Annotated in this window: 23 protein-coding genes and 1 tRNA gene; 8 read left to right on the top strand and 16 right to left on the bottom strand. The window is 69.1% G+C overall.

The window, feature by feature from the left end; genetic code table 11:
• Nucleotides 1-145 precede the first annotated feature (145 nt).
• A complete protein-coding gene (locus tag NVS89_RS06465; RefSeq protein WP_258731770.1) occupies nucleotides 146-730 on the bottom strand; it encodes a TetR/AcrR family transcriptional regulator in 585 nt (194 codons plus the stop codon).
• Between the two features lie 301 nt (nucleotides 731-1,031).
• Here NVS89_RS06465 and NVS89_RS06460 point away from each other — a divergent pair, with 301 nt between their 5' ends.
• Nucleotides 1,032-2,630: an MFS transporter gene (locus NVS89_RS06460; RefSeq protein ID WP_258731769.1), complete on the top strand. Its 1,599-nt coding sequence runs from the start codon at nucleotides 1,032-1,034 to the stop codon at nucleotides 2,628-2,630.
• A 30-nt stretch (nucleotides 2,631-2,660) separates the two neighbouring features.
• Here the strand turns inward: NVS89_RS06460 and NVS89_RS06455 are convergent, their stop codons facing one another.
• From NVS89_RS06455 to NVS89_RS06440, 4 genes are all read right to left on the bottom strand, one after another.
• Nucleotides 2,661-3,413 carry an SDR family NAD(P)-dependent oxidoreductase gene (locus NVS89_RS06455; protein WP_258731768.1) on the bottom strand — a complete coding sequence of 251 codons (753 nt, stop codon included), beginning with the start codon at nucleotides 3,411-3,413 and terminating at the stop codon, nucleotides 2,661-2,663.
• 27 nt (nucleotides 3,414-3,440) lie between these two features.
• Nucleotides 3,441-4,610 carry a mandelate racemase/muconate lactonizing enzyme family protein gene (locus tag NVS89_RS06450; RefSeq protein ID WP_258731766.1) on the bottom strand — a complete coding sequence of 390 codons (1,170 nt, stop codon included), beginning with the start codon at nucleotides 4,608-4,610 and terminating at the stop codon, nucleotides 3,441-3,443.
• Between the two features lie 8 nt (nucleotides 4,611-4,618).
• Nucleotides 4,619-5,299: an amino acid ABC transporter permease gene (locus NVS89_RS06445; RefSeq protein WP_258731765.1), complete on the bottom strand. Its 681-nt coding sequence runs from the start codon at nucleotides 5,297-5,299 to the stop codon at nucleotides 4,619-4,621.
• Between the two features lie 170 nt (nucleotides 5,300-5,469).
• Entirely contained in the window at nucleotides 5,470-6,324 is an 855-nt protein-coding gene (locus NVS89_RS06440) for a substrate-binding periplasmic protein (protein WP_258731764.1), read from the bottom strand.
• 144 nt (nucleotides 6,325-6,468) lie between these two features.
• Here NVS89_RS06440 and NVS89_RS06435 point away from each other — a divergent pair, with 144 nt between their 5' ends.
• Together NVS89_RS06435 and NVS89_RS06430 are read left to right on the top strand one after the other, a co-directional pair.
• Nucleotides 6,469-7,686 carry a mandelate racemase/muconate lactonizing enzyme family protein gene (locus NVS89_RS06435; RefSeq protein ID WP_258731763.1) on the top strand — a complete coding sequence of 406 codons (1,218 nt, stop codon included), beginning with the start codon at nucleotides 6,469-6,471 and terminating at the stop codon, nucleotides 7,684-7,686.
• Entirely contained in the window at nucleotides 7,652-8,467 is an 816-nt protein-coding gene (locus NVS89_RS06430; RefSeq protein WP_258731762.1) for a FadR/GntR family transcriptional regulator, read from the top strand. The genes NVS89_RS06435 and NVS89_RS06430 overlap by 35 nt, the downstream gene beginning before the upstream one ends.
• Before the next feature lie 432 nt (nucleotides 8,468-8,899).
• Here NVS89_RS06430 and NVS89_RS06425 read toward each other — a convergent pair.
• From NVS89_RS06425 to NVS89_RS06415, 3 genes are all read right to left on the bottom strand, one after another.
• A tRNA-Arg gene (locus NVS89_RS06425) sits at nucleotides 8,900-8,976 on the bottom strand.
• Between the two features lie 196 nt (nucleotides 8,977-9,172).
• Nucleotides 9,173-10,522 (bottom strand): glycoside hydrolase family 2 TIM barrel-domain containing protein, encoded by a 1,350-nt coding sequence (locus tag NVS89_RS06420; RefSeq protein WP_258731761.1) that lies wholly within the window; start codon nucleotides 10,520-10,522, stop codon nucleotides 9,173-9,175.
• A 17-nt stretch (nucleotides 10,523-10,539) separates the two neighbouring features.
• Nucleotides 10,540-11,919 carry an ATP-binding protein gene (locus NVS89_RS06415; RefSeq protein WP_258732350.1) on the bottom strand — a complete coding sequence of 460 codons (1,380 nt, stop codon included), beginning with the start codon at nucleotides 11,917-11,919 and terminating at the stop codon, nucleotides 10,540-10,542.
• 663 nt (nucleotides 11,920-12,582) lie between these two features.
• Between NVS89_RS06415 and rpmH the strand changes: the two genes are divergently transcribed.
• From rpmH to NVS89_RS06390, 5 genes are all read left to right on the top strand, one after another.
• Nucleotides 12,583-12,717, top strand: coding sequence for a 50S ribosomal protein L34 (gene rpmH / locus NVS89_RS06410; RefSeq protein ID WP_258731760.1), 135 nt, complete (start codon nucleotides 12,583-12,585; stop codon nucleotides 12,715-12,717).
• A 63-nt stretch (nucleotides 12,718-12,780) separates the two neighbouring features.
• Complete coding sequence (gene rnpA, locus NVS89_RS06405; protein WP_258731759.1) at nucleotides 12,781-13,191, top strand: ribonuclease P protein component; 411 nt, start codon at nucleotides 12,781-12,783, stop codon at nucleotides 13,189-13,191.
• Entirely contained in the window at nucleotides 13,181-15,028 is a 1,848-nt protein-coding gene (yidC, locus tag NVS89_RS06400; RefSeq protein ID WP_258731758.1) for a membrane protein insertase YidC, read from the top strand. The genes rnpA and yidC overlap by 11 nt, the downstream gene beginning before the upstream one ends.
• Nucleotides 15,029-15,188: 160 nt before the next feature.
• A complete protein-coding gene (yihA, locus tag NVS89_RS06395) occupies nucleotides 15,189-15,842 on the top strand; it encodes a ribosome biogenesis GTP-binding protein YihA/YsxC (RefSeq protein WP_258731757.1) in 654 nt (217 codons plus the stop codon).
• Nucleotides 15,843-15,944: 102 nt separating this feature from the next.
• Nucleotides 15,945-17,018, top strand: coding sequence for an NAD(P)-dependent alcohol dehydrogenase (locus tag NVS89_RS06390; protein ID WP_258731756.1), 1,074 nt, complete (start codon nucleotides 15,945-15,947; stop codon nucleotides 17,016-17,018).
• Between the two features lie 33 nt (nucleotides 17,019-17,051).
• On the opposite strand, the gene NVS89_RS06385 is transcribed toward NVS89_RS06390, so the two are convergent.
• The 8 genes from NVS89_RS06385 to NVS89_RS06350 all read right to left on the bottom strand — a co-directional run bounded on the left by NVS89_RS06385 (nucleotide 17,052) and on the right by NVS89_RS06350 (nucleotide 24,153).
• A complete protein-coding gene (locus NVS89_RS06385; protein ID WP_258731755.1) occupies nucleotides 17,052-17,378 on the bottom strand; it encodes a helix-turn-helix domain-containing protein in 327 nt (108 codons plus the stop codon).
• Nucleotides 17,379-17,582: 204 nt separating this feature from the next.
• The gene (gene ptsN / locus NVS89_RS06380; RefSeq protein WP_258731754.1) at nucleotides 17,583-18,047 is read right to left on the bottom strand and encodes a PTS IIA-like nitrogen regulatory protein PtsN; all 465 of its coding nucleotides are present in this window, start codon (nucleotides 18,045-18,047) and stop codon (nucleotides 17,583-17,585) included.
• Nucleotides 18,048-18,126: 79 nt separating this feature from the next.
• Complete coding sequence (hpf, locus tag NVS89_RS06375; RefSeq protein ID WP_258731753.1) at nucleotides 18,127-18,729, bottom strand: ribosome hibernation-promoting factor, HPF/YfiA family; 603 nt, start codon at nucleotides 18,727-18,729, stop codon at nucleotides 18,127-18,129.
• 178 nt (nucleotides 18,730-18,907) lie between these two features.
• Nucleotides 18,908-20,584: an RNA polymerase factor sigma-54 gene (gene rpoN, locus NVS89_RS06370; RefSeq protein WP_258731752.1), complete on the bottom strand. Its 1,677-nt coding sequence runs from the start codon at nucleotides 20,582-20,584 to the stop codon at nucleotides 18,908-18,910.
• A 52-nt stretch (nucleotides 20,585-20,636) separates the two neighbouring features.
• Nucleotides 20,637-21,476 carry an LPS export ABC transporter ATP-binding protein gene (lptB, locus tag NVS89_RS06365; protein WP_258731751.1) on the bottom strand — a complete coding sequence of 280 codons (840 nt, stop codon included), beginning with the start codon at nucleotides 21,474-21,476 and terminating at the stop codon, nucleotides 20,637-20,639.
• A 340-nt stretch (nucleotides 21,477-21,816) separates the two neighbouring features.
• Nucleotides 21,817-22,491: an LptA/OstA family protein gene (locus tag NVS89_RS06360; RefSeq protein WP_258731750.1), complete on the bottom strand. Its 675-nt coding sequence runs from the start codon at nucleotides 22,489-22,491 to the stop codon at nucleotides 21,817-21,819.
• A gap of 41 nt (nucleotides 22,492-22,532) precedes the next feature.
• On the bottom strand, nucleotides 22,533-23,324 hold the full coding sequence (lptC, locus tag NVS89_RS06355) for an LPS export ABC transporter periplasmic protein LptC (protein ID WP_258731749.1): 792 nt from the start codon (nucleotides 23,322-23,324) through the stop codon (nucleotides 22,533-22,535).
• A 196-nt stretch (nucleotides 23,325-23,520) separates the two neighbouring features.
• Complete coding sequence (locus NVS89_RS06350) at nucleotides 23,521-24,153, bottom strand: ribonuclease D (protein WP_258731748.1); 633 nt, start codon at nucleotides 24,151-24,153, stop codon at nucleotides 23,521-23,523.
• Nucleotides 24,154-24,222: the final 69 nt, after the last annotated feature.

Below are 24,222 nucleotides of genomic sequence, written 5' to 3'. Positions count from 1 at the left end.
TCTTGTGCAGCTCAATGACTGAGAGCGCCTCGCTCTCGGTCTCGACGCCAGCCCGGTTCGCAACTGGAAAATCAGCCGTGGATCGATGTAATTAGCCGTCTAATGGATTGTGCGCTTGTCCCAGCGCGACAGGCGGACGGCGCCATCATGCAGGCCAGGCCTTCATCGCGCGGGCGATAACCTTTTTAAGCTCGGCATTGGTCGCGCCCCATTGCGCCTCGAAGGCGAGCCCGGCCCCGACCACCAGCACGTAGCGGGCCAGTTCCTCCGCATCCGCATCGGCCGGAAGGTCGCCGGCGGCGATCGCGGTTTCGAACCGCGTCCGCAGACGGCCTCGTCGCGCCGCGCGCAGTTCGGCCTGCCTTGTCCGCACCGCCTCTTCCGCCTGGGCCCCCGACATCCCGCATTTGAGGGCGAGGCAGCCGAGAGGATGGGCGGCGCCGTCGGTGTAGATGTCGGCCAGCCGGGTCAGCATGCCCTCGGCGACGCGGCGCGACGTCGGTTCCGCCAGCGCCGCCTCGGCAGCGACGAGATAGGTATCGTAGTAATAGTCCAGCACCCGCCGGAAAAGACCGTCCTTGCTGCCGAAGGCGAAATAGAAGCTGGGCGGCTTGCACCCGATGGTGCGCGTCAGATCGGCCAGCGACGTGCGGTCGTAACCGTTCTCCCAGAACAGCGCCGTCGCCCGGACGACCGCCTCGTCGATGTCGAATTCCCTGTGGCGCGCCATCGCGGCCTCCTCCGGCCATCGTCAATTGTAGCGATCACTAGAAAATCGTTTGACGATCCGCTGAATAAAATATAGTGGTCGCTATAGAATGGCAATTCTCCCTTTCCTAGGGGGAACCGCCCGATCCCGGAACCAGGCTCGACGCGTCGATTGGGCCGTCTCGCAAAGGCGACGCGGCGGGGGACGGGGCCGATGCGCCCCAGCCCCTCGTAGAGGTCTTTCGTTACCAGCCAAAACAGGCTCCTCGCGAGGAGCCGGCCGGACCGCCCCTGGCGGGCATCCGCCATTGCAGGAGGCAAGCATGGCAGCCGAACCAACCGCCTCGCCGGGCAAGGCAGAGGAGAAGCGCAAGAGCCTCGTCCTCGTCTCCGTCGGTCTCGCCTCTTCGCTGATCATGCTCGACTCGAATATCGTCGCGGTGTCGTTGCCGTCCATTGCGAGAACCTTCGGGGCGACCTTCTCGGATATCGAATGGGTGGTCAGCGCCTACGTCCTCTCCTTCGCGGCGCTGCTGCTTGCCGCGGGCTCCTATGCCGACCGCCACGGCCGCAAGCTGGCGATGCTTGTCGGCCTCGTGATCTTCACCGTCGCGTCGGCGGCCTGCGGGCTGGCGACCTCCGCTTTGGTGCTCAACCTGTCCCGGGCGGTGCAGGGCGTCGGTGCCAGCCTGCTGCTGACGGCGTCGCTCGCCGTGATCAACCACACCTTCTACGGGGCCGAGCGGGCGAAAGCCTATGCCTTCTGGGGATCTTGTCTCGGCATCGCCATTACCTGCGGCCCGATCCTCGGCGGCGTCATAACGGACTATCTCGGCTGGCGCTGGGCCTTCCTCATCAATCCGCCGATCTGCGCGATCCTCTTCGTCGCCAGCGCTCTGGTGGTCGAAGAGTCGCGCGACCACGAGGCGAAGAAGCTCGACTGGCCGGGGATAGCCACCTTCAGCGCGGGCCTGTTCCTGCTGATCTGGGCCTCGATCGACGGCAACAGCCTCGGCTGGCTCAGCACACCGATCGTGCTGCGGATCGTCGGCGGCCTGATCCTGATCGGCGCCTTCTGCCTGATCGAAATTCGCGAGCCGCGGCCCATGGTCGATTTCAGCCTGTTCCGGCAGCCGACCTTTCTCGGCTCGGCCTTCGCCATGCTGGGATATGCGGTCGGTGCGCAGGTGCTGATCTTCTTCCTGCCGCTGCTGCTGCAGAACGCCTTCGGGCTGGAACCGGCGCGGGCCGGGCTCGCCATGCTTCCCTTCGCCCTGCCGATGTTCCTGGCACCGCGGTTCGGGGCGAGGCTCGCCGCGCTCTACTCGGGCCGCGCGCTGCTGACGCTGGGCATCGCCGTGACGGTCCTCGGCGATCTCATGCTCTATTTCCTGATCGAGGGCGGCTCGAACTACACCGTCTTCGCCATCGGCATGATCGTCGCCGGCGTCGGCGCCGGGCTGCTCAACAGCGAGACGGCGAAGGTCATGCAGGGCGCCGTGCCGCCGCAGCGCGCGGGCATGGCCTCGGGCATTTCGGCGACGACCCGCTTCATCGGGCTGCTGTTCGGTGTCGCGGGCCTCGGGGCGGTGCTCTCGAACGGCGTGACCGCCCGCTTCGTCTCTTCCGGGGCCGTTCACGGGCTGGATGTCGGCCTCCTCCGGCAAGCGGCCAAGCGGGTTTCTTCGGGCGACCTGGACGGCGTCGTGTCCATGCTCGGCGGCGCGGATGGCGGGCCGATCCACGCCGCCGCCCGGAATGCCTTCGCCGGCGGCTTCGGCGATGTCAGTGTGATCGCGGCCCTCATCGCGGCGTTCTTCGGCGTCCTGACCTATGTGCTGGTGCGCGCCAGCGAGACCGCGCCGACGTCCTCCGCGAAGGGCAGCGGCGACGGGGAGCAGCCGGTCGCCGTCATGGAGTAAGGACTGGGTTTGCCCCGCTCTCTCCGGGCGTCAGTACACCGCGCGCCCGCCCGATATGTCGAACACCGCTCCGGTCGAGAAGCCGCAGTCCTCGGAGGAGAGCCACGCGATCATCGCGGCGACCTCGTCGAGCTGCAGGAAACGGCCCATCGGGATCTTCGACAGCATGAAGTCGATATGTTCCTGGCTCATCTGGTCGAAGAGCTCGGTCTTCGCCGCCGCCGGGGTGACGCAGTTGACGAGGATGCCGGAGCTCGCCAGCTCCTTGCCGAGCGACTTGGTCAGCCCGATCACGCCGGCCTTCGAGGCCGAATAGTGCGAGGCGTTGGGGTTGCCCTCCTTGCCGGCGATCGAGGCGACGTTGACGATGCGGCCCCAGCCGTTGTTCAGCAGTTCCGGCACCACCGCCTTGCAGGCGAGGAACGGCCCGATCAGGTTGACCTCGACCACGCGGCGCCAGCTCGCCGTGTCGAGCTCCCACAGCTTGCCGTTGCCGCCGGTGATGCCGGCATTGTTGATGAGGATGTCGATCTTGCCGTGCGCCTCGAGCGTCGCCTGCGTCGCCTTGTTGACCGACGCTTCCTCGGTCAGCTCGACGATGTAGGTCGAGACCTTGCCCAGCGCGAAAAGCGCGGCGGACGCCTCGGCGAGCCGCGCGCCGTCGATGTCCCACAGCGCGACCGCGGCGCCGGATTTCAGCAGGCGTTCGGCCGTGGCGTAGCCGATGCCGCGGGCGCCGCCGGTGACGATGGCGACGCGGCCCTTCAGGTCGATGGCGTTCATGGCGTTTCCTCTTCCGGGCGATCGCCTTCAGCCGAGCGCGAAGAACGATGCCGCATCGGTGGTGTAGCGGGCGACGGCGGCGGGATCGAGCGCGATGCCGAGGCCGGGTTTGGCCGGAATGCGCAGATAGCCTTCGGCATCCACGGTGAAGGGCTCGGCGACGATGCCGTCGAGATAGGGGCTGCCGCCGATGAACTCGACGAGATCGCAATGCGGCATGGCCGCGGCGAGCTGCAGGTCGGTGGCGAGGCCGAGCGCGGTGTTCCAGCCATGGCCGACATATGCCACGCCGAACTCGTCGGCGAGCCAGGCGATGCGGCGCTGCTCCGAGATGCCGCCGACCTTGGTGACGTCCGGCTGCACGATGTCGAGCGCGCCCTTGGCGAGCCAGGGCAGAAAGGCCTGCCGGCGAGTAAGCACCTCGCCGCCAGCGATCGGCACCGGGCTCGCGCGGCGCAGGGTGACGAAGTCGTCGAGCGCATCGGGGCGCAGCGCTTCCTCGAACCAGCCGACATCGTAGTCCTTCAGCATCTCTCCCGTGTTGAGCGCCCATTTCAGGCCCTGCGGCCAGTGCGCGTCGGAGGCGCCGGCATCGACGAAGAGCTGCGCGTCCTCGCCCGCCGCCGCCCGTGCGGCGCGCACGATGGCCTCGTCGAGCCTGCGGTCGTCGCGGCGGCCGAACGGGCCCCAGCCGATCTTGAACGCCTTGAAGCCGCGCGCGCGGTGCGGGCCGATGACGTCCGCCATCCGCTCGGGCTCCTCCATTAGCAGCGAGCAATAGGGCTTCACCCGGTCGCGATAGGTGCCCCCCAGCAGCCGCCCGACCGGCTGGCCGAGCGCCTTGCCGAGAATGTCCCACAGCGCGATGTCGATGCCGCTGATGGCATGGGTGAGCGCGCCGCCGCGGCCCATCCAGAACGTGTTCTGGTGCATCTTCTCGGTGACGCGCTCAGGCTCCAGCGCGTTCTCGCCGCGCCACAGCGGCTCCAGCACGTCGACCGCCGCCTTCACCAGCCGCCCGTCGGTGAACACGCTGCCGAAGCCGGTGATGCCTTCCTCGGTATGCACCGCGATCAGCGCATGCACCGAATCCTCGGGGCGGATCTCCGCCGACCAGCCGCCCTTCGGGCTCTCGCCGAACAGCGGGGCGACCGCGATGGAGCGGATCGTGACCTTTTGCGGCGACGTCTCTGGCATGGCGCGACTCAATTCTTCTGCGGGGCCGCCGCCCAGCCGCGCTGCGACCAGCGCTCGAGGCGCCGGACCAGCAGGGCGGACGGGTAGCCGACCGCGAAATAGAGGATGGCGGTGACGGTGTAGACGGTGAAGTACTGGTAGTTGCGCGCGGCGATGATCTGGCCAGAGAACATCAGCTCCTGCACCGTCACCACCGAGGCGAGCGCGGTGTCCTTGAACAGCGCGATGAGGTAGTTGCCGAGCGCCGGCAGGACGACGCGGAACGCCTGCGGGAACACCACCTTGATGAAGGTGACGGTCGGCTTCAGCCCGAGGCTCTGCGCCGCCTCGTACTGGCTTCTCGGCACCGACTGGATGCCGGAGCGGTACACCTCGCTCATGAAGGCGGAGTAGTTGACGGTCAGGCCGATGATGGCGGCGGTGACCGGCTCCAGCCGGATTCCGGCGCTGGGAAGCACGTAATAGATGTAGATGAGCTGCAGGATCAGCGGCGTGGCGCGGATAAACTCCACATAGAAGTCCGCAGGCCAGCGGATCCAGCGCTTCGGCGACAGCCGCGCCAGCGCGATGGGAATGGCGATCACGCCGGCCAGCAGGATGACGACGACGGTGAGGAAGGTCGTCATGGCGAGGCCCTGCAGGAAGACCGTGCCGTAGTCGTGGACGACCGAAAGATCGAGCAGGTTCATGGGTAGGCTCGCCGGGTGTTGCGGGGGTGTGCGGCGAGACTAGCGCGCGGCACCGTTCTGCGTCCCGGCGTCATCCCGGAACGGCCGCGGGGCCGTATCCGGGATCGTCATCCGCTCTTCGGCACGCGGTCCCGGCGCGCGCGTGCCGCCGGCCGGGACGACGGCGACCGTCACAGGGGGAAGAAGAACATGTTGCGGTTGGTCAGGCCGTACTTCTTCAGAATGGCCGAGGCCTGACCGTTGCCGCGGACCTCGGCGAGGCCCTGGGTGAAGGCGCTGCGCAGCGAGCAGTCCGCCTTGCGCAGGGCGTAGCGAGCATAGCCGTAGCCATATTTGAAGATCAGCTCGTCGGGGATGGCGACGTTCTGCACGATCTCGATCGGCGAGGAGGCGTTGGCCTTCATGAACTCGATCACCTTCACGTCGTCCTCGAGGATGGCGTCGACGCGGCCGGTGGAGATGGCGGAGAACTCCTCGGCATCGGTCTGGAAGGCGGTGACGGCGACGCCGATCTTGCGCAGATACTCGTCCGCCGCCGACCCGGCGATGGCGCCGACCTTCTTGCCCTTCATCGTGTCGAAGGAGGTGATGCCGGCCGGGTTGCCCTTGGCGACCACGATCGCCGGGCCGTACCACCAGGCCGGCCCGGTGAAGGACACCGCCTTCAGGCGGTCCGGCGTGACGTGGATGTTGGCGGCGACCACGTCGATGCGGTCGGCGAGCAGCGCCGGGATCAGCTGGCCGAAGGGCATCACCTCATATTTGAACTTGGTGACGCCGGCCCATTTCAGCGCCGCCTTCACCAGCTCGACGTCGAGGCCGGTGGCCTCCTTGGTCGCCGGGTCGAGCGAGGAATAGGGCGGCGAGGGCGAGAAGCCCAGCGTCACGCCGTCGGCCCTGGCCTTGGCGAGGGACGGGTCGCCGCAATTGTCGAACAGCGGCGGGGCCTCGAACTGGAACTCCTGCGCGATGGCGCCGGTGCCCAAGACGGCGACGAACAGCGCCGCCAACACGGATTTCAGCATTGCTCACTCCTCTGCCTGGAACGGCCGGCTTGCCGCCGGCGCTGTCTTGCGAAAAATATGACTTCTTGAAATTATCCTGTCCAGATGGTTTCAGGCTCGGTGCCATGGAATGAAAAAAAATATGATTTATTGTAGTTCGAACGAATGGAACGGGCGGCGCTCGGCGGCCCGGCGGGAACGAGCGTGATGCGCATCGAGGCGGTCGATTTCTTCTATCTGGCGATGCCGGAGATCACGACGGACGCCGATGGCAGCCAGGACGCGCTGCTGGTGCGGGTGCGCGCCGGGGAGCATGAGGGCTGGGGCGAATGCGAGGCCTCGCCGCTCACCTCCATCGCCGCCTTCGTCGCGCCGATGTCGCACGGCATCTGCCGGCCGGTCGGCGCCTCGGTGCTCGGACAGCATGTCGACGGGCCGGCCGACATCGCCCGCGTCGCCGCGCTGATCGAGCATGACAGCATGGACCTGCTTCAGGCCGCCCATACCTGGTCGGGCGTCGAGATGGCGCTGTGGGACCTCGTCGGCAAGGCGTGCGGCGAGCCGGTGTGGCGGCTCCTCGGCTATGAGCGCGCCTTCCCCAAGACGCCCTATGCCTCGCTGCTGTTCGGTCCCACTCCGCAGGATACGCTCGCCCGGGCGCGGGATGCGGTGATGCGCGGCTTCCGCGCCGCCAAGTTCGGCTGGGCCGATTTCGGCGCCGGTGCGCTGGCGCGCGACGTCGACCAGCTCGCCGCCGCGCGGGAGGGGCTGGGCCCCGAGGCGCTGCTGCTGGTCGATGTCGGACAGATCTGGGTGGAGGATGTCGAGCGCGCCGCGCTGCGCCTGCCGGCGCTGGAGCGGTTCGGGGCGACCTGGCTGGAGGAACCCTTCCTCGCCAGCGCCTATGAGGCCTATGGCGCGCTCAGCCCCCGCAGCGCGAAGGTGAAGCTCGCCGGCGGCGAGGGGGCGCATAATTTCCACATGGCGCGGCACCTCATCGACTATGGCGGCATCGGCTATGTGCAGATCGATTGCGGGCGCATCGGCGGCATCGGCCCGGCCAAGCGCGTGGCCGACTATGCGGCGCCGCGCGGGGTCACCTATGTGAACCACACCTTCACCTCGCATCTCGCGCTTTCCGCGTCGCTCCAGCCCTATGCGGGGCTGGAGGCGCACCGGATCTGCGAATATCCGGCCGCGCCGCGCGCGCTCTGCGTCGAGATGACGAGCAACCACCTGCACCCGGACGCGAATGGTGCGATCATGCTGGGCGAGGCGCCCGGCCTCGGCATCGGGATCGACCTCGCGGCGGTCCGGCGTTACCTCGTCGATACGGAGATCAAGGTCGGTGGACAGACCCTCTACGCCACGCCGGCGCCCTGAGCCGGAGACGGCGGAGCCTTCGGAGGGAGCCGGCGAGCCGCGCGCGCCGCGTCGCTCGGGCTATCGCATCAGCGGCGTGCAGGGCGGCATCATCACCGAGCTCGGCCGCGCCATCGTCTCCGGCCGTTTCGCCCCGGGCGAGCTGCTGCCGCGCGAGCCGGCGCTGATCGCCGAGTTCGCCGCCAGCCGCCCCTCGCTGCGCGAGGCGCTGAAGGTGCTCGCCGCCAAGGGGCTGATCGAGATGCGCCAGAAGGTCGGCACGCGGGTGCGCCCGCGCGACCTGTGGAACATGTTCGACAGCGACGTGCTGGCCTGGCATTTCGGCGATGGCCCGTCCGCCGGCCCCCAGCGCGACGCCATGCTGCGCGACCTGATCGAGCTTCGGCAGGTGATCGAGCCCTCGGCGGCGCGCTTCGCCGCGGGGCGTGCCTCGATGGAGGACCTGCGGCGCCTGCGCCAGGGCCTGGAGGCGATGGAGGCGGCGGTGGGCGACCTGTCCGCCTATGCCCGCGCCGACGTCGAGTTCCACATGGCAGTGTTCGCCGCCGCGCACAACGCGCTGCTCGCCTCCTTCGCCCATCTGGTGGCGGACTTCCTTCAGCTCAGCTTCTCCATCCAGCAGCAGGCGCTGAACGAGGCCGACAACCGCATCGAGGACGACGTGCGCCAGCACCGGCTGGTGTTCGACGCCATCAACCGCGGCGATGGCGAGGCGGCGGCGCTCGCCATGCGCGACGTGATCCTGAACGGCAAGAATTCGCTCCTCGCGGCGCTGGAATGATTCGCGTCGGCCCGCTTCCATCGGGAGGCGAGCCGGCAGGAGGCTGTGTGCCCGATATGGGCGTGATCGAGGCCGGCGAATTGTCGCCACCGCGGTTGGGGGTGCCGGGAGATGAGGCTGGTCCCTTGGCGCGCCGGGCGACACCCGCCGCGCGGGTGAATTTGCTCGATCATCGCGGTGGTGCGCACGGTTGCCGGCGGCACCAGGCGGGGAGCTGTTCAAGCCCGCCTTGGGGGGCAGCGAGCAACGCTGACGTCCGGGGCTGCCGGCGCCATCACAGCAGGGTCGCTTCAAGGTGTCTCTAGGCGAGGTTTCAGCTCGATCCGGCGCCAAACCTGTTCCCGCTGCCGCACGCGCGGGGTGGTCGTCACGATGGCGGGGATTGGTTGGGATCGAGATCCTGCGAACGTCTGCGAGACGATCGTTCAGGAATGGCGCGCCCGAAAGGATTCGAACCTCTGACCCCCAGATTCGTAGTCTGGTGCTCTATCCAGCTGAGCTACGGGCGCCCTGCCCATCGCGAGGTATGGGCAAATCCCGCCGCCGGAAAGTGCCGTGCGGCGAGGGCCCGTCAGCTACCCCGTTTCGCCGAGCAATGCAACATCCCTGATACAGCTCCCTGTGCACAGCTCGTCGCGATGCCGGCCGGCACGCGCCCGCACGGCCCCGGCCGCACCGCCTCCGAAGGCCGGATCGGGAGCGCGGCTAGCGCAGTTCGAAGGGCAGGTTGGCGGTCGCGCCTGCGCCGCGGCCGTCGCGTAGCTCGACGAAAATCCGGTAGTGGCCGGGCGGCAGCGGGCTGATCGTCGCGCCGTCGAGGCCGCCGGCCTGTATCGCCTTGGGAAAGGCGGGCGGAACGGCTTCCGCGTCGCCGCCTATGCCCCGCGCGGTGCTCTCGGCCATCACGCTCCAGGTGGCGGTGAGCGGGTCGCCATCCGGGTCTACGGCGTTCAACCGCACGCTTCCCGGCGCGTCGGCCGGCCAGGAGGCGAAGGGCGCGCTCGGATCGCCGGCGACGCGCAGCCAGGCGATGCGGGGCGCGTGGTTGCCGCCCGGCGTCTGCCCGCCCCAGGCGCCTGCCATCGCTTCGGAGGCTTCGAGCCATTCCCCGCCGGCGAGCCGCAGGCTGTGCCAGCTCGGCGTCACCTCCTGCTTCTGGCCCCACAGGAACAGGATGGTGCCGGCCTCCTGCTCGCCGAGCGCCTTGAGATAGCGGCGGATCTGGATCGCCTTCTGGGTCGAGCTCGGTTCGAAGGGCGCGCCCCAGGGCGTGGTGGCGGCCTGCCACTGGCCGAGCGCGCCGAGCTCGGTGATGACGATCGGCCCCGTCCAGCCCTGGTCACGGGCGCGGGCCGGCGCGGTGTAGAGCGCGTCGCCATAGGAGTTGAGGCCGAGCACGTCGATGCTCGGCGCCTGCGCACGCAGCCGCGCGACCTTGTCGGTGCCGGTCTCGGCGAGCACGGCCATGGTCGGGTGGGCGGGGTCGGCGCGCTTCACCATGGCGGCGATCTGCTCGATCGCCGGCCAGACGGCGCCATCCCCACCCGCCGGCAGGTCGACCTCCACCTCGTTGCCGATGCCCCACATGAGAAGGGCGGGGTGGTCCTGGTACCGCTCAACTGTGGCGCGGAACTCGTCGAGCTGGCGGGCGACGAAGGCGGGGTCGCCATAGTCCGCACCATTGCGCGGCTGGCCGACCCACAAGCCGACGATGACCTTGAGCCCGGCCGCCTCGGCGGCGTCGAGCACCGGGCCGGGATCGCCGCCATAGGTGCGCACGGTGGTGGCGCCGAGCGCCGCGAGTTCGCCGAGCGGCCCGTCGCCCGTCGCCCCGCGCACGGCGAAGGGCTTGCCGTCGACGAAGATCCGCTCGCCCGCCACCGTCACCTCATGCGCCGTTGCGGATTTTGCGGCCTCGGCAGTTTGGGCTTCGGCCGCGCTGGCGGCGGTCATGGGCGGGGCGAGAGGAGCGGCGAGCAAGGCCATGAGCGCGAAGGCCGTAGCGCGGGCGATCCGTGCCCGGCGGGTGCCGTGGCGGCGCCTGGTTGCGCTCATCGTCTCAACCCTTCCGCTCAGCCATGCGAGCGCTGGGCGCGATGGGCCTCGAGGTCCACCGGCCGGTCGGGGATGCGGAGCTGGAAGGTGGCGCCGATGGTGCCGGGCACGAGCTGGATGTCGCCGCCATGCGCCTGCATCAGCTCGGCGGCGATGGCGAGGCCGAGCCCCGTGCCGCCGCGCCGGGCCGAGCCCTGGAACGGCTCGAACAGGTGCGCGCGGGCACGCTGGGGCACGCCGGGGCCGGTGTCGGCCACCTCGATCACCACGGTGCCGCCCTCGCGTCGCCCAGTGATGCGGATCTGGTCGCGCTTGGGGTCGTTGGGCGCGCGGGCGGACAGTGCCTCCATCGCGTTGCGGCAGAGATTGAGCAGGATGCGGAAGAGCTGGTCCGGGTCGGCATCTACCTTGAGCCCGTCCTCGATCGATTCGATCCAGCCGACGCCGTCCTCCTCGTTGGCGCCGAGGCCGAGCGTGTCGCGCACCTCGCCGATCAGCGCGGCGAGGGCGACCATGCGCCGCTGCGGCGTCGGCTCCACCGCCTTGCCGTAGGCGAGCGTGTGCTCGCAATAGGCGATCGCGCGGTCGAGCGCCGCTTCCAGCTTCGGGGTGAAGCGCTGGACCGCGGGGTCGTCGATGTCGGCGAGGCGGTCGGAGATGAGCTGCACCGAGGACAGCAGGTTGCGCAGGTCGTGGTTGATCTTCGACACGGCGAGCCCGAGCGCGGCGAGGTGGGTCTTCTGCTGCAGCGTGTCGGCGATCTGCTGCTGCATGGTGACGAATTCGCGCTCGGCCTGGCCGATCTCGTCCATGCGCTCCATCGGCTCCAGTTCCGGGCCCGGCAGCGAGGGGTTCTCACGGAATGCCACCATGCGCCGGGTCAGGCGGCGCATCGGCCGCACGAACATCCAGGCGAGGCCGAGATAGACAAGCGCGCCGGTGAGCGCGGTGACGATGAACGAGATCAGCAGCACGTTGCGGGTGAAGCGCAGCATCGCCTTGCGCAGCGGGGTCTCGTCGATGACGATTTCGACGAAGCCGCCGCCGCGCGGCGGCGTGCCGACTACGCGGATGGTGCGGCCATTATGGGCGAGCAGCGTGTCGACTGCGTCCGACACCGCCTGCCAGGCTCCGACATCGCGCAGGTCTGCATGGTGGTCGACTTCCGGCGGCATGTCGGTGGAAGCGAGCAGGCGCCGCGTGTCGTCGCGCTTCAACGCCACGGTGATGGCGCCGACGCTGCCCAGCAGCTCGCGCGTGAGCTGGGGCGGGATCATGCCCTCGGGCGCGGCGTCCAGCACCAGCGCGGCGGTGCGCGCCGCCGCCAGTCGGTCGGACAGCCAGTTGAGCCGGAAGGCTGAGACGGCGGGCACGATGATAAGCACTTCGGCCAGCATGACGAAGGCGAGGGTGAAGGCGAGTAGCTTGCCCGACAGGCCGAGATGGCGCGCAAAACCCTTGCCGCCCGGGTGCGGCGGCGCGTCCGCCCGGGTCTGCGCGAACCCGACCCCCGCCGGCCCTTCCGGGGCCGGCACGGCAGGTTCGTCCTCGATTTTCACGCGCCTGTTCATCGCACCTCGTGATCGTGGCGCCTCGCGATCGTGCCTTGCCGGTCGCCCGGCGCGAGTCGCCGCCGCGCGGGCCGGTTCGGCCATCCGACCCGAGGATTGCGGCAAGGCAAGGACGGTTTCCCCGTGTGGGGCTCCCTCTCGTCGCGGGTCGGGCCCGCCTGATATAGTACGCTCGGACGCGCGCGACAGATATCGCCGAGTTCATATGCACCTGCCGGCGCGATCCGAAGCGGCGCAGGCAAGCGGACAACCAGGGCCTTTCCGGGTTGCCGCAGCGTCGGGCGCGGTGGCGTGCCGCAGCCGGGCGCGAAGGCGTCCCGACGCGATTGACTTGCGGCGGCCGCGCCCCTATAAGCCGCCGCGAACCTTGGCTGCCCGGCGGTCGGGTCGTTCCCCTATTTGCGCTTCGGCACCGTGGCATAGCCCGCGGCCGGCCGGATACGGGGTAGATCCGAGCCGGAAGCCTGACCACCAAGCGGAGAATACACCGTGAAGCGCACCTACCAGCCGAGCAAGCTCGTGCGCGCCCGCCGGCACGGCTTTCGTGCGCGCATGGCGACCCGCAACGGCCGCAAGATCATCAATGCGCGCCGGAATCATGGCCGCAAGCGTCTGTCGGCCTGACGTCCGTCTTCGGCCCCATATGGCTGGGGCGCGCCGCCCTGCCGCCTGAGGATCGGCGCCCCCATGCACCGGCTCGTCAAGCGCAAGGATTTTCTGGCCGCAGCCGCGGGGCTGCGCGCCAATGCCGGGTCCCTGCTGTTGCAGGCCCGGGACCGCGCGGACGAAACGCCGCCGCGCATCGGTCTCACCGTTACCAAGAAGCAGGGCAACGCCGTGGAGCGTAATCGCATCCGGCGGCGCCTGCGTGCGGCCGTGCGCGATGTTCTGCCGCGTGCCGGGCGGACGGGTTTCGACTATGTGATCGTCGCCCGCCGTACCGCGCTTGCCGCGCCTTTCACCGATCTCATTAACGACATAGAGCGGGGCATCGCCCGCCTTCACTCAGGAAGCCGGCGCCGGCCACGGCCCGCGACGCCAGACATGGCGCCGCCGCCGATCCCGGCGTCGACGGAGAGAACTGCCCATGACCAGTGAAAACCGCAACATGATCATTGCCATCGTCCTGTCGATGGCAGTGCTGATCGCCTGGCAGTTCTTCTCCGGCATCCCGCAGATGGAAGCCCAGCGCCAGCAGCAGGCCCAGCAGACCGCGCAGCAGCCGGCGGCGGGCGGGCAGGGCGCCGCGACCGGGCAGGACACGGCCGGTGGCGCGCAGGCGCCCGGCGCCGCGGGCACCACGGCGCCGACCCCGGCCACCGCGCCGCCCAAGGCCATGACCCGCACCGAGGCGCTGGCCCTCGCCCCGCGCGTTCCCATCGAGACGCCGACCGTGGTCGGCTCGGTCAACCTCAAGGGCGGGCGCATCGACGACCTCTCGCTGAAGGACTATCGCGAGACGGTCGACCCCGACAGCCCGATCATCGTGCTGCTGTCGCCCACGGGCGCGCCCGATCCGTTCTACGCCGAGTTCGGCTGGGTCGCGGGTTCCGGCTCCACCGTGAAGCTGCCCGCCAGCGACACGGTGTGGACCGCTCCCGACGGCGCGAAGCTGACGCCAACCACCCCGCTGACACTGAGCTGGGACAATGGCGAGGGCCAGGTTTTCCACCGCACCATCTCGATCGACGAGCACTACATGTTCCACGTCGTCGATGCGGTGGAGAACAACGGCACCGCGGCGGTGACGCTGCATCCCTATGCGCTGGTCTCGCGCCACGGCACGCCGCACACGCTCGGCTACTACATCCTGCATGAAGGCCTGATCGGCGTGACCAGCGAGGGCGGGCTGCACGAGGTCAAGTACAAGGACATCGCCGAGAAGAAGAGCGAGACCTTCTCCTCGGTCGGCGGCTGGCTCGGCATCACCGACAAGTACTGGGCCGCTACCGTCATCCCCGGCACCGACGAGAAGGTGCAGGCACGCTTCTCCGCCGCCCAGACCGGTGCCGACCTGACCTACCAGACCGACTTCCTCGGCGAGCCGGTGACGATCGACCCCGGCCAGAACGTGCAGCGCGACGGGCGCCTGTTCGCCGGCGCCAAGGTGGTGCGCGTCGTCGACGGCTACCAGAAGCAGTACAACATCGACCGCTTCGAGCTGCTGATCGACTGGGGCTGGTTCTACTTCATCACCAAGCCCATGTTCACGGTGATCGACTGGATCTACCACGTCGTGGGCAATTTCGGCGTCGCCATCCTCATCGTGACGGTGCTGGTGAAGCTGATCTTCTTCCCGCTCGCCAACAAGAGCTACGCCTCGATGGCGAAGATGAAGGCGGTGCAGCCGGAGATCCAGGGCCTGCGCGAGCGCTACGGCGACGACAAGGTCAAGCTCCAGCAGGCGATGATGGAGATCTACAAGAAGGAGAAGATCAATCCGGTGGCGGGCTGCCTGCCCATCGTCATCCAGATCCCGGTCTTCTTCTCCCTGTACAAGGTGCTGTTCGTCACCATCGAAATGCGCCACGCGCCGTTCTTCGGCTGGATCAAGGACCTGTCCGCGCCCGATCCGACGACGGTGTTCAACCTGTTCGGCCTGATCCCCTGGGATCCCTCGACCGTGCCGGTGATCGGCCACTTCCTGATGCTCGGCGTGTGGCCGATCATCATGGGCTGCACCATGTGGGCGCAGATGAAGCTGAACCCGGCCCCGCCGGACCCGACCCAGAAGGCGATCTTCGACTGGATGCCGCTGATCTTCACCTTCATGCTGGCGCGCTTCGCCTCGGGCCTCGTCATCTACTGGGCGTGGAACAACACGCTCTCGGTGATCCAGCAGTCGATCATCATGCGCCGCAACGGCGTGAAGGTCGAACTGTGGGACAATCTGAAGAGCACCTTCGTCCGCAAGAAGAAGCGGACCGCCGGATAGGCGCGCGCCCGGCGCGCCGCCACGGCACCCACGGACCCGGCGGCGGGGACGGCCTGAGCGGCTGTCCCCGCCGCCTTTCATTCGGGCGGGCGAACCGCCCCGCCCCCGCGCCGTGCCCTGACGCCTTGCGCGGCGGCGCCGGCCAGCCGATAAGCGCAGCATGAGCGAGACCGAGATTTCCGACGACCTGATCGAGGCGGGGCGCAAGCTGTTCGCGCGCGAGTGGCAGTTCATCGCCGCCGCGCCCTCGATTCCGACCCTGCCGCCGATGCAGGGGATCGAGATCGCGCTCGCCGGGCGCTCCAATGTCGGCAAGTCGAGCCTCGTCAACGCGCTGACCGGGCGCAAGGCGCTGGCGCGCACCTCGGTGACGCCGGGACGCACGCAGGAGCTGATCTTCTTCCGCCTCGGCCCCGAGCTGACGCTCGTCGACATGCCCGGCTACGGCTTCGCCAAGGCGCCCAAGGACAAGGTCGACGCCTGGACGGCGCTGATCCATGCCTATCTGCGCGGGCGCGCCAACCTCGCCCGCGTCTTCGTACTGATCGATTCCCGCCACGGGCTGAAGCCGATCGACCGCGAGGTGCTGGACGGACTGGACAAGGCCGCGGTCTCCTACGCCGTCGTGCTGACCAAGGTGGACCAGCTCAAGCCGGCCGCGCTCGAGGCCCGCATTGCCGAGACCGAGGCGGCGCTGGCGCGCCGGCCGGCGGCGTTCCCGACCGTCTTCGTCACCTCCAGCCGCGAGGGCAGCGGCATCGCCGAGCTGCGCGCCGCCGTGGTGCGGCTGATGGCCGAGCGCGGGGTCGGCTGAGCCCTTCCGGATCGGTCGGCTTCCGAGCCGGCCTTGACCCGTGTCATGGTCCCCACGTCCTTTCTCCCCATAGTGACGCTTCGTCAGTATGAGGAGGACGTGATGGCGAAGATGAAGGCCGCGATTTTCGTCGACAAGGGACGGATCGTGCTCGACGAGAAGCCGATCCCCGATGTCGGCCCGCTCGATGCGCTGGTGAAGATCACCACCACCACCATTTGCGGCACCGACGTGCACATCCTCAAGGGTGAGTACCCGGTGGAGAAGGGCCTCACCATCGGCCACGAGCCGGTCGGCGTCATCGAGAAGCTCGGCTCTGCCGTGACCGGCTACTGGGAAGGCCAGCGGGTCATCGCCGGCGCCATCACCCCGAGCGCCCATTCCTATGCCTGCCTGTGCGGCTGCGGCTCGCAGGACGGGCCGGGCACCAAGCATGGCTTCAAGGCCATGGGCGGTTGGAAGTTCGGCAACACCATCGACGGTGCGCAGGCCGACTACATACTGGTGCCCGACGCCCTCGCCAATCTCGCCCCCGTGCCCGACCACCTCACCGACGAGGAGGTGCTGATGTGCCCGGACATCATGTCCACCGGCTTCTCCGGCGCGGAGAGCGGGGCGGTTCGCATCGGCGACCATGTGGCGGTGTTCGCGCTCGGCCCGATCGGCCTGTGCGCGGTGGCCGGGGCGAAGCTGAAGGGCGCGACCCGGATCATCGGCGTCGACACGGTGCCCGAGCGCCTCGCCATCGCCCGCCAGCTCGGCTGTTCTGACGTGGTCGACTTCAAGGCCGGCGACCCGGTCGAGCAGATCATGGCGCTGACCGACGGGCGCGGCGTCGACGTCGCCATCGAGGCGCTGGGCACGCAGAACACGTTCGAATCGGCGCTTAAGGTGCTGCGCCCGGGCGGCACGCTGTCCTCGCTCGGCGTCTACTCGTCGGACCTCACCATCCCGCTCGGCGCCTTCTCGGCCGGGCTCGGCGACAACAGGATCGTCACCACGCTCTGCCCCGGCGGCAAGGAACGCATGCGCCGGCTGATCGACGTCATCGCCTCCGGCCGGGTCGATCTGAAGCCGCTGGTGACGCACCGCTTCAAGCTCGACGACATCGAGGCGGCCTATGAGCTGTTCTCGCACCAGCGCGACGGGGTGCTGAAGGTGGCGATCACGCCCTGAGGGCGGAAAAGCCGGCCTAGCCCGCGCAGGGGCTCAGACGTCGTTCGCCGAGCTCAGCCGTTCGGCCGGGATATAGCCGGCCTTCTGGCGCATGCGCAGGCCCGGCCCGCCGCCCGAGCTCGCCTCGCCGGCCTCGAGAAAGTCGATGTCGGCCTCCTCGAAGGCGCGGCGCAGGCGCTCCGCCTCACCAGGATCGGCATCGCCCGCGCGCTCGCGGCCCTGCTCGAACGCCTCGAGCCAGTCGGCGGTCACATGGGCGCGCGCGGCGAGGTCCTCGAGGCTCCAGTTGAGCACGGCCCGCGCCGCCCGGCATTGCGACGGCGCGAGGGCGAGGTTTGCGGGCAGGGCGGTGTCGTCCATCACGGTCGTTCCTCGGCGGGCGTCTCTCGACCGCCTCGTCCCGGCGGCCGTCCTCGGGGCGGTCGCGCCCGCACCGTGCGGGCGTGATCCTCTTCAATTAGGGTGGATGTCCCGCCGCGCCAAGGCAAGCGGCCTCGTCAAAGCAGTCCCCACGCTCCGTCCCGTGCCGGAATCCGCCTTCGGGCGGCGCGCGAGGGCCCGGCGTCAGGCGGCGTCGGTCGCCTGCTCGCCGGTGAGGATGGCGTAGATGGTGGCGGCATCGCGCGAGGCGCGTAGCTTCTTCGCCACTTCCGGATCGCGCAGCAGCCGGGCGATGCGCGCCAGCGCCTTGAGATGGTCGGCGCCCGCCGCCTCGGGGGCGAGCAGCAGGAATATGAGGTCGACCGGCTCGCCGTCGAGCGCCTCGAAATCGATCGGCTTCTCCAGCCGGGCGAACATGCCGAACAGCCGGTCCATCTTGGCCAGCTTGCCGTGGGGAATGGCGATGCCGCTCCCCACGCCGGTGGAGCCGAGCCGCTCGCGCTGGTTCAGCGTCTCGAAGATCTCCCGCTCGTCCCGCTGAAGGATCCCGGCGGCGTGGGCCGCCAGGTCCTGGAGCGCCTGCTTCTTGCTCGCAACCCGCAAGGCCGGAAAGACGGCAGACACCGCCAGAATGTCGTTCAGCGCCATGGGAGAATCCGGATCGTGACGGACCGCGGCGCGCGCGCGGCCCTGGCCGCGGAGGCGCGCCGGTCGGCTGGGTGGCAGGTCAATGCACGTCATCCGCCTTGGCGTGGGCCGGCGGATCGACCCAGCCGACGTGACCGTCGGCACGGCGATACACCACATTGATCCGGCCATGGCCGGCATGGCGGAACACCACCGCGCTGGCGCCGGAGAAATCGAGCTCGAGCACCGCGTCGCTGACCGAGAGCTGCGGCAGGTCGGCATTCGCCTCGCACACAACGGTCGGGCTCCACCCGCTGAGGTCCATCTCCTCGGCCTCGTCATGGTCGGGAACGGACAGCACGGTGAGCGGCATGATCTCCGCCGGCAGCGGCGCCTCCTCGCCATTCACGGCGCGGCGCTTCACGCGGCTCTTGTAGCGGCGCAGGCGCGATTCGATGCGCCCCACTGCCGCGTCGGCGCTGGAATAGGGGTCCTGCGCATCGGCATGGGCCTGCAGGATGGTGCCGCTGTCGAGATGCAGCGCGCAGTCCGAGCGATAGCCCGACCCTTCCCGCGCGACGGTCACGTGGCCCGACCAGCCGCCGTCGAAGTATTTGTCCATGGCTCCGGCGACGCGATCCGAGACCCGCTGTCTCAGCGCCTCACCCACATCAAGATTTTTCCCAGAAACCCGCAGCGGCATCGTGACTAGTTCCTCTGCTGGAGCTGGCGGCGGTGGATATGACCTAACGTAGCCTCCGCAGCCTGCCCGAACCCCCTACTTGCCCGGCCGGTGCTTGAAAGTGGTAGGAGCCGCGAGGGAAAGTGTCAACGAGGACGGTGGATAGCTGCCGCAAAACCTTGTGCGGCAAGGGCTTTCCTCAGCCTGCGGAAAGGGCCGCCTGCTTCTCCCGGCGCCGCTGCACCGAGGAAGGAATGCGCATCGCCTCGCGATACTTGGCGACGGTGCGCCGGGCGATGTCGATGCCGGCCTCGCGCAGCCGCTGCACCAGCGTGTCGTCGGAGAGCACGTCGTCCGGCGATTCCGCGTCGATCATCTGTTTGATGCGGAAGCGTACCGATTCGGCGGAATGCGCCTCCCCCCCATCCGAGGAGGATATCGAGGACGAAAAGAAGTACTTCATCTCGAAGATGCCGCGCGGCGTCGCCATGTACTTGTTGGAGGTGACGCGCGAAACGGTGGATTCGTGCATGCCGATCGCGTCCGCCACCATGCGCAGGTTCAGCGGCCGCAAATGCTGCACGCCGAGGGTGAGGAACGCGTCCTGCTGGCGCACGATCTCGGTCGCGACCTTGAGGATGGTGCGCGCGCGCTGGTCGAGCGAGCGGGTCAGCCAGGTCGCGGTCTGCATGCAGTCGGTCAGGAACGCCTTCTCGCGGTCGTTGCGCGTCGCCTTCTGCACCCGCGAGTAATAGGCCTGGTTCACCAGCACCCGCGGCAGCGTGTCGGAATTGAGCTCCACCAGCCAGTTGTCCGGCGTTCCGCGCACGAACACGTCCGGCACGATGGGCTGGATCACGCCGGAGCCGAAGGCGAGGCCGGGCTTCGGGTTGAGCCGGCGGATCTCGCCGACCATCTCCGCGAGGTCCTCGTCGTCGACGGCGCAGACCCGCTTCAGCATGGCGAATTCGCGCCGCGCCAGCAGTTCGAGATGGCCGAGCAGCGCCGCCATGGCGGGGTCGAAGCGGTTGCGCTCGCGCAATTGCAGGGCGAGGCATTCGGATAGCGAGCGGGCGCCGATGCCCGGCGGGTCGAAGGTCTGGATCGTCTCCAGCACCCGGTTCACCGTCTCGACCGGCGCGCCGAGCCGCTCGGCGACGCCCGAAATGTCGGCGGAGAGATAGCCGGCCTCGTCGATGAGGTCGATGATGTTGAGCCCGATCAGCCGCTCGGCGGGGTCGGTGATGGCGAGCGAGAGCTGGGCCTCGAGGTGCTCGGCGAGCGTCGTCTCCGCCGGCACGAAGGCTTCGAGGTTGTAGCCCTCGTCGTCGCGCCCGCCGGTGCCGACGCCCGCCCATTCGGAATAGGCCGGGCCTTCGCCCATGGGCGTGGGGGGGCTGGCCTGCTCGCGGCCGTTGTCGTCGGGATAGATATTGTCCAGCGTGGTGTCGAGCCGGTCCTCGATGGTGCTGCGGCTGGCGCCGAGCCGCTCCTCCAGCCAGTCGGTGACCTGGGAATCGCGCTCCGACCCCAGCCCGTCGGCGCGCCCGTCCGGGTCGTGCGGGTCGTGCGGGTCCTGGGAATCGTGCGCCTCGCGGCCTTCATGGCCTTCGTGACCATCATGCCCGTCATGGGCCGAATGCGGATCCGCGCCCTCCCGGTTGCCGCCGTCCTCGCCCCCGCCTTCGCCTTCCGCGCTGCGCTCGCCATTGGGCTCGACCTGACGTTCCAGCAGCGGGTTGCGCTCCAGTTCCGCCTCGACATAGGCGACGAGGTCGAGATTGGAGAGCTGCAGCAGCTTGATCGCCTGCATGAGCTGCGGCGTCATCACCAGCGACTGCGTCTGGCGGAACTCGAGGCGCGGGCTCAGCGGCATGAAACGCGTTCTCCGGAGGCGTCGAGCGGGGCGAAGGGCGCGGCGGGCGTCATCAGAGCCGGAACTCCTCGCCGAGATAGAGCCGGCGCACGTCCTCGCTGGCGACGATGTCGTCGGGCGAGCCTTCCATGAGCACGGTTCCGGAATGGATGATGTAGGCGCGGTCGATCAGGCCGAGAGTCTCGCGCACATTGTGGTCGGTGATCAGCACGCCGATGCCGCGCTGGGTGAGGTGGCGCACCAGCGTCTGGATGTCGCCCACCGCGATCGGGTCGATGCCGGCGAAGGGCTCGTCCAGCAGCATGAAGCTCGGGCGGGTGGCGAGGGCGCGGGCGATCTCCACACGTCGCCGCTCGCCGCCGGACAGCGCGATGGAGGGTGACTTGCGCACATGGGTGACGCGGAACTCTTCCAGCAGCGCGTCGAGCTCGCGCTCGCGCCGCTTGCGGTTCGGCTCCACCACCTCGAGCACCGCGCGGATATTGTCCTCGACCGAGAGGCCGCGGAAGATCGAGGCCTCCTGCGGCAGGTAGCCGACGCCGAGGCGGGCGCGGCGGTACATGGGCAGGTGGGTGACGTCGTGCCCGTCGAGCTCGATGCGCCCGGCATCGGCCTTAACGAGGCCGGTGATCATGTAGAAGATCGTTGTCTTGCCGGCGCCGTTCGGGCCGAGCAGGCCGACCGCCTCGCCGCTGCGCACATGCAGGCTCGCCTCGCGCACCACCTTGCGCCCGCCATAGCTCTTGGCGAGGACGACGGCGCTGAGCACGCCCCGGCCCGAGACCGGCTGCTCGATATGGGAGGTCAATGTGGCCTGCGGCGGCGGGTCCGGCGGATAGTCGGACGGGGCAAACCCGGGGGAATGCCCGTCACCTTCATATGCGGATTCCATGCCCGTCTCGGCAGGCGCTCCGCGCCGGCCGCCTGAGCCGAATCCACGCGACGCCTTTTCCGCCGACGATACGCTGCCAGCCGGCGACGACCTGCCGCCGCGGACTCCGAGTCCGGACAAAAATCCCACGCGCACCTCCGTGGTGTAACCCACTTACGAAGGTGATAGACGCTCCGCGCCGCGCTGGCAAATGCCAGATGCAAAAAGCGGGCCGAAAGTGGGTTGGCAGGGCTTCGAGGGGGCTTGGCGGCGCCCCTTCAGTCGGGCGGGGCGCGCCTTTTGCGGGGCCTCGGGTGCCCCTGCGGCACTCGAGCGGGCGCGGCGACCGGCGCACGCCGGATCAGGGCTTGGCGCCCGGCTTGCCCTGCTGCTTCATGCTGTTGGGCACGAGCAGGCTTTCCACGCGGCCGCCCTCGAAGCGCGAGGTGCCGGTGGTGAGGTCGACGGTGAGCTTCTTGCCGCGAATGACGTTCGGCCCCTGGCTCAGCACCACCGGGTTGCCGGTCAGGGTGATGGTGTTGGCGGCGGATTCGAACACGCCCTGGTCGCCGGTCGCGGTCTGCTCCTTGGTGGTGACCACGACCGAGCCGTTGATCTCCAGCCGCCGCACCGAGGAGGAGTTGATCGGGTTGCCGGAGGCCATCGCGCTGCTGCTGTCGCCGCCGCTGTCCTTGCCGCCATTCCCCGCCGCGCCGTTGCCGGGCGCGCCATTACCCTTGCCGTCGTAGAAAACGACCAGCTCCTTGCAGCGCATCGTCGTATCGCCCTGCCGGACCACGACATTGCCGCTGAACACCGCCTGCTTCTGCTGGTCGCGCACTTCGAGGCTGTTGGCGTCGATGCGGATCGGCTCGTCGCGGTTGGTGGCGAAGCCCTGCAGCGCGTTGGGCACGTTGTTGCTCACCTGCGCCTCTGCCGGCGCCACGGCGAGCATACCGAAGGCCGCGAGCAGGGCGAGGCCCGGCACGCACAGGCGGAGGGAACGGGTGAGGCCGGGGCACGGGAACGGGTTCATGAACCCATGTCTACCCGCGCCTGCGCGCGCATTCAATGTCGTCACGGCACCTGCCCCGCATCGGCGCCCCGCAGCCGGGGCGCGGCGCTGCCCTGGCCGCCCGGCGCGCCGCCCTTATCCGCACCCTTGCCATTTTTCGAAGCCTTGCCGTCGTCGGGCGGCGGCAGGCGGAAGTTGAGCTGCACATGGCCGGTGAGCAGGGCCCGGGAATCCTTCTGGGTCACTTCCATGCGATCGGCGGTCAGCTTGCCGTCGACATAGGTCAGTTCGACCGGATGGTCGGAGACCATGCGCCCGTCCTTGACGTCGATCGACGCTTCCTTGAGCGTGCCGGCATAGCCTGCGGAGGTGTCGAAGTGCACGCCGCCGCCGAGCTGGAGCTGCTCGGTCTTGGTGTCGTAGCGCCCGGTGCTGGCGGTGAGCTTCGCCCAGCCCTTGTCGGCGAGCTCGAGCTTCGCCTTGATCGTGTTGAGGTCGATCTGGTCGGGCTGGGTCAGGTCCTGCGTCGCCGATTCCGCCGAGACGTCGTAGCCGCGATTGTCCGAGGTGAAGCCGTGCAGGCGCGGCAGCTCCATCATCACCCGCGTGCCCGACATCGAGACCCGCCCGAGGTCGAAGGGGAGGTCGACGCCAAGCCGGAACGGGTTGAGGTAGTTCGCCGCCAGGATGGCGCCGAGCACGAGAAGAACGCCGGCCGGCAGCGCCCAGCGGAAGAAGCGAACGAATCCGCTATGGCGCCGTGCCGCGCGGAAATGGTTGGCGTCCCGGCGCACGGGGGCATGACGAGCCTTCGGGCCCGTCGCCGCCGCGCCATGGCGCACAGGAGGTTCCACGTGTCGGTTCATGCGTGTCGGCGAATCCCGGGCTCGGCCGACCCCCAGCGCGGCCGGATTGAAGATGGCGGCTTAACACGCTGCGCGCAAGATACTGCGGGCGCCATAGGCGCACCGAACGCGCCGTGCGGCCGGCCTTCTCGCGCGACAATGCGGCAGCCGTGAGGGCCCGGTGCGGCCGGGATCGGGAAGCCGATCAGGAATGCGAGAAGATGTCCTCTTCCGGCCAGCCCGCGAGGTCGAGCTTCGCCCGGGTCGGCAGGAACCCGAAGCAGGCCTCGGCCAGCCCGGTGCGGCCCTCGCGCTCCAGCATGGCGGCGAGCTTCACCTGCAGCGCATGCAGGTGCAGCACGTCCGAGGCGGCGTAGAGGAGCTGCGCGTCGGTCAGTTCCTCGGCCGCCCAGTCCGAGCTCTGCTGCTGCTTCGACAGGTCGATGCCGAGCAGCTCGCGGGTGATCTCCTTCAGCCCGTGCCGGTCGGTATAGGTGCGGGTCAGGCGCGAGGCGATCTTGGTGCACCAAACCGGCGTGACCGTCAGGTCGAAGGTCTTGCCGAGCACCGCGATGTCGAAGCGCGCGAAGTGGAACAGCTTCACGATCGCGGGATCGGTGAGCAGCGCCTCGAGATGGGGCGCGCTGCCCGGGCCCGCGCCAGCCGGGATCTGCACGATGTCGGCGGTGCCGTCGCCCGGCGAGAGCTGGACCACGCACAGCCGGTCGCGGTGCGGGTTGAGACCGAGCGTCTCCGTGTCGATGGCGACGAAGGGCGTGGTCTCGGCGCGGTAGCGGGAGAGATCGACCAGGTCGCCGCGGTGCAGGCGGATGCTCATCGGGAGGCCATTTCTTGAGAACGCGCGGCTCCTTAGCACCCGCCGGGGCGGCGGGGCAACCGGAACCGG

The organism is Ancylobacter mangrovi, assembly GCF_024752355.1.
GTDB classification, from domain to species: domain Bacteria; phylum Pseudomonadota; class Alphaproteobacteria; order Rhizobiales; family Xanthobacteraceae; genus Ancylobacter; species Ancylobacter mangrovi.
Note: the sequence above shows the minus strand (reverse complement) of the source record. Positions and strands in the feature narration are given on the sequence as shown.

Excerpts from the sequence above, each read along its gene's own strand:
- NVS89_RS06415 (WP_258732350.1), bottom strand. The coding sequence starts at position 11,919 with ATGCTGGCCGAAGTGCTTATCATCGTGCCCGCCGTCTCAGCCTTCCGG.
- rnpA (WP_258731759.1), top strand. The coding sequence starts at position 12,781 with ATGCACCGGCTCGTCAAGCGCAAGGATTTTCTGGCCGCAGCCGCGGGG.
- NVS89_RS06390 (WP_258731756.1), top strand. The coding sequence starts at position 15,945 with ATGGCGAAGATGAAGGCCGCGATTTTCGTCGACAAGGGACGGATCGTG.
- NVS89_RS06350 (WP_258731748.1), bottom strand. The coding sequence starts at position 24,153 with ATGAGCATCCGCCTGCACCGCGGCGACCTGGTCGATCTCTCCCGCTAC.
- NVS89_RS06420 (WP_258731761.1), bottom strand. The coding sequence starts at position 10,522 with ATGAGCGCAACCAGGCGCCGCCACGGCACCCGCCGGGCACGGATCGCC.
- NVS89_RS06445 (WP_258731765.1), bottom strand. The coding sequence starts at position 5,299 with ATGAACCTGCTCGATCTTTCGGTCGTCCACGACTACGGCACGGTCTTC.
- NVS89_RS06450 (WP_258731766.1), bottom strand. The coding sequence starts at position 4,610 with ATGCCAGAGACGTCGCCGCAAAAGGTCACGATCCGCTCCATCGCGGTC.
- ptsN (WP_258731754.1), bottom strand. The coding sequence starts at position 18,047 with ATGGCGCTGAACGACATTCTGGCGGTGTCTGCCGTCTTTCCGGCCTTG.
- NVS89_RS06455 (WP_258731768.1), bottom strand. The coding sequence starts at position 3,413 with ATGAACGCCATCGACCTGAAGGGCCGCGTCGCCATCGTCACCGGCGGC.
- NVS89_RS06435 (WP_258731763.1), top strand. The coding sequence starts at position 6,469 with ATGGAACGGGCGGCGCTCGGCGGCCCGGCGGGAACGAGCGTGATGCGC.
- lptB (WP_258731751.1), bottom strand. The coding sequence starts at position 21,476 with ATGGAATCCGCATATGAAGGTGACGGGCATTCCCCCGGGTTTGCCCCG.
- NVS89_RS06440 (WP_258731764.1), bottom strand. The coding sequence starts at position 6,324 with ATGCTGAAATCCGTGTTGGCGGCGCTGTTCGTCGCCGTCTTGGGCACC.
- NVS89_RS06385 (WP_258731755.1), bottom strand. The coding sequence starts at position 17,378 with ATGGACGACACCGCCCTGCCCGCAAACCTCGCCCTCGCGCCGTCGCAA.
- NVS89_RS06460 (WP_258731769.1), top strand. The coding sequence starts at position 1,032 with ATGGCAGCCGAACCAACCGCCTCGCCGGGCAAGGCAGAGGAGAAGCGC.
- yidC (WP_258731758.1), top strand. The coding sequence starts at position 13,181 with ATGACCAGTGAAAACCGCAACATGATCATTGCCATCGTCCTGTCGATG.
- NVS89_RS06465 (WP_258731770.1), bottom strand. The coding sequence starts at position 730 with ATGGCGCGCCACAGGGAATTCGACATCGACGAGGCGGTCGTCCGGGCG.
- rpoN (WP_258731752.1), bottom strand. The coding sequence starts at position 20,584 with ATGCCGCTGAGCCCGCGCCTCGAGTTCCGCCAGACGCAGTCGCTGGTG.
- NVS89_RS06360 (WP_258731750.1), bottom strand. The coding sequence starts at position 22,491 with ATGAACCCGTTCCCGTGCCCCGGCCTCACCCGTTCCCTCCGCCTGTGC.
- hpf (WP_258731753.1), bottom strand. The coding sequence starts at position 18,729 with ATGCCGCTGCGGGTTTCTGGGAAAAATCTTGATGTGGGTGAGGCGCTG.
- yihA (WP_258731757.1), top strand. The coding sequence starts at position 15,189 with ATGAGCGAGACCGAGATTTCCGACGACCTGATCGAGGCGGGGCGCAAG.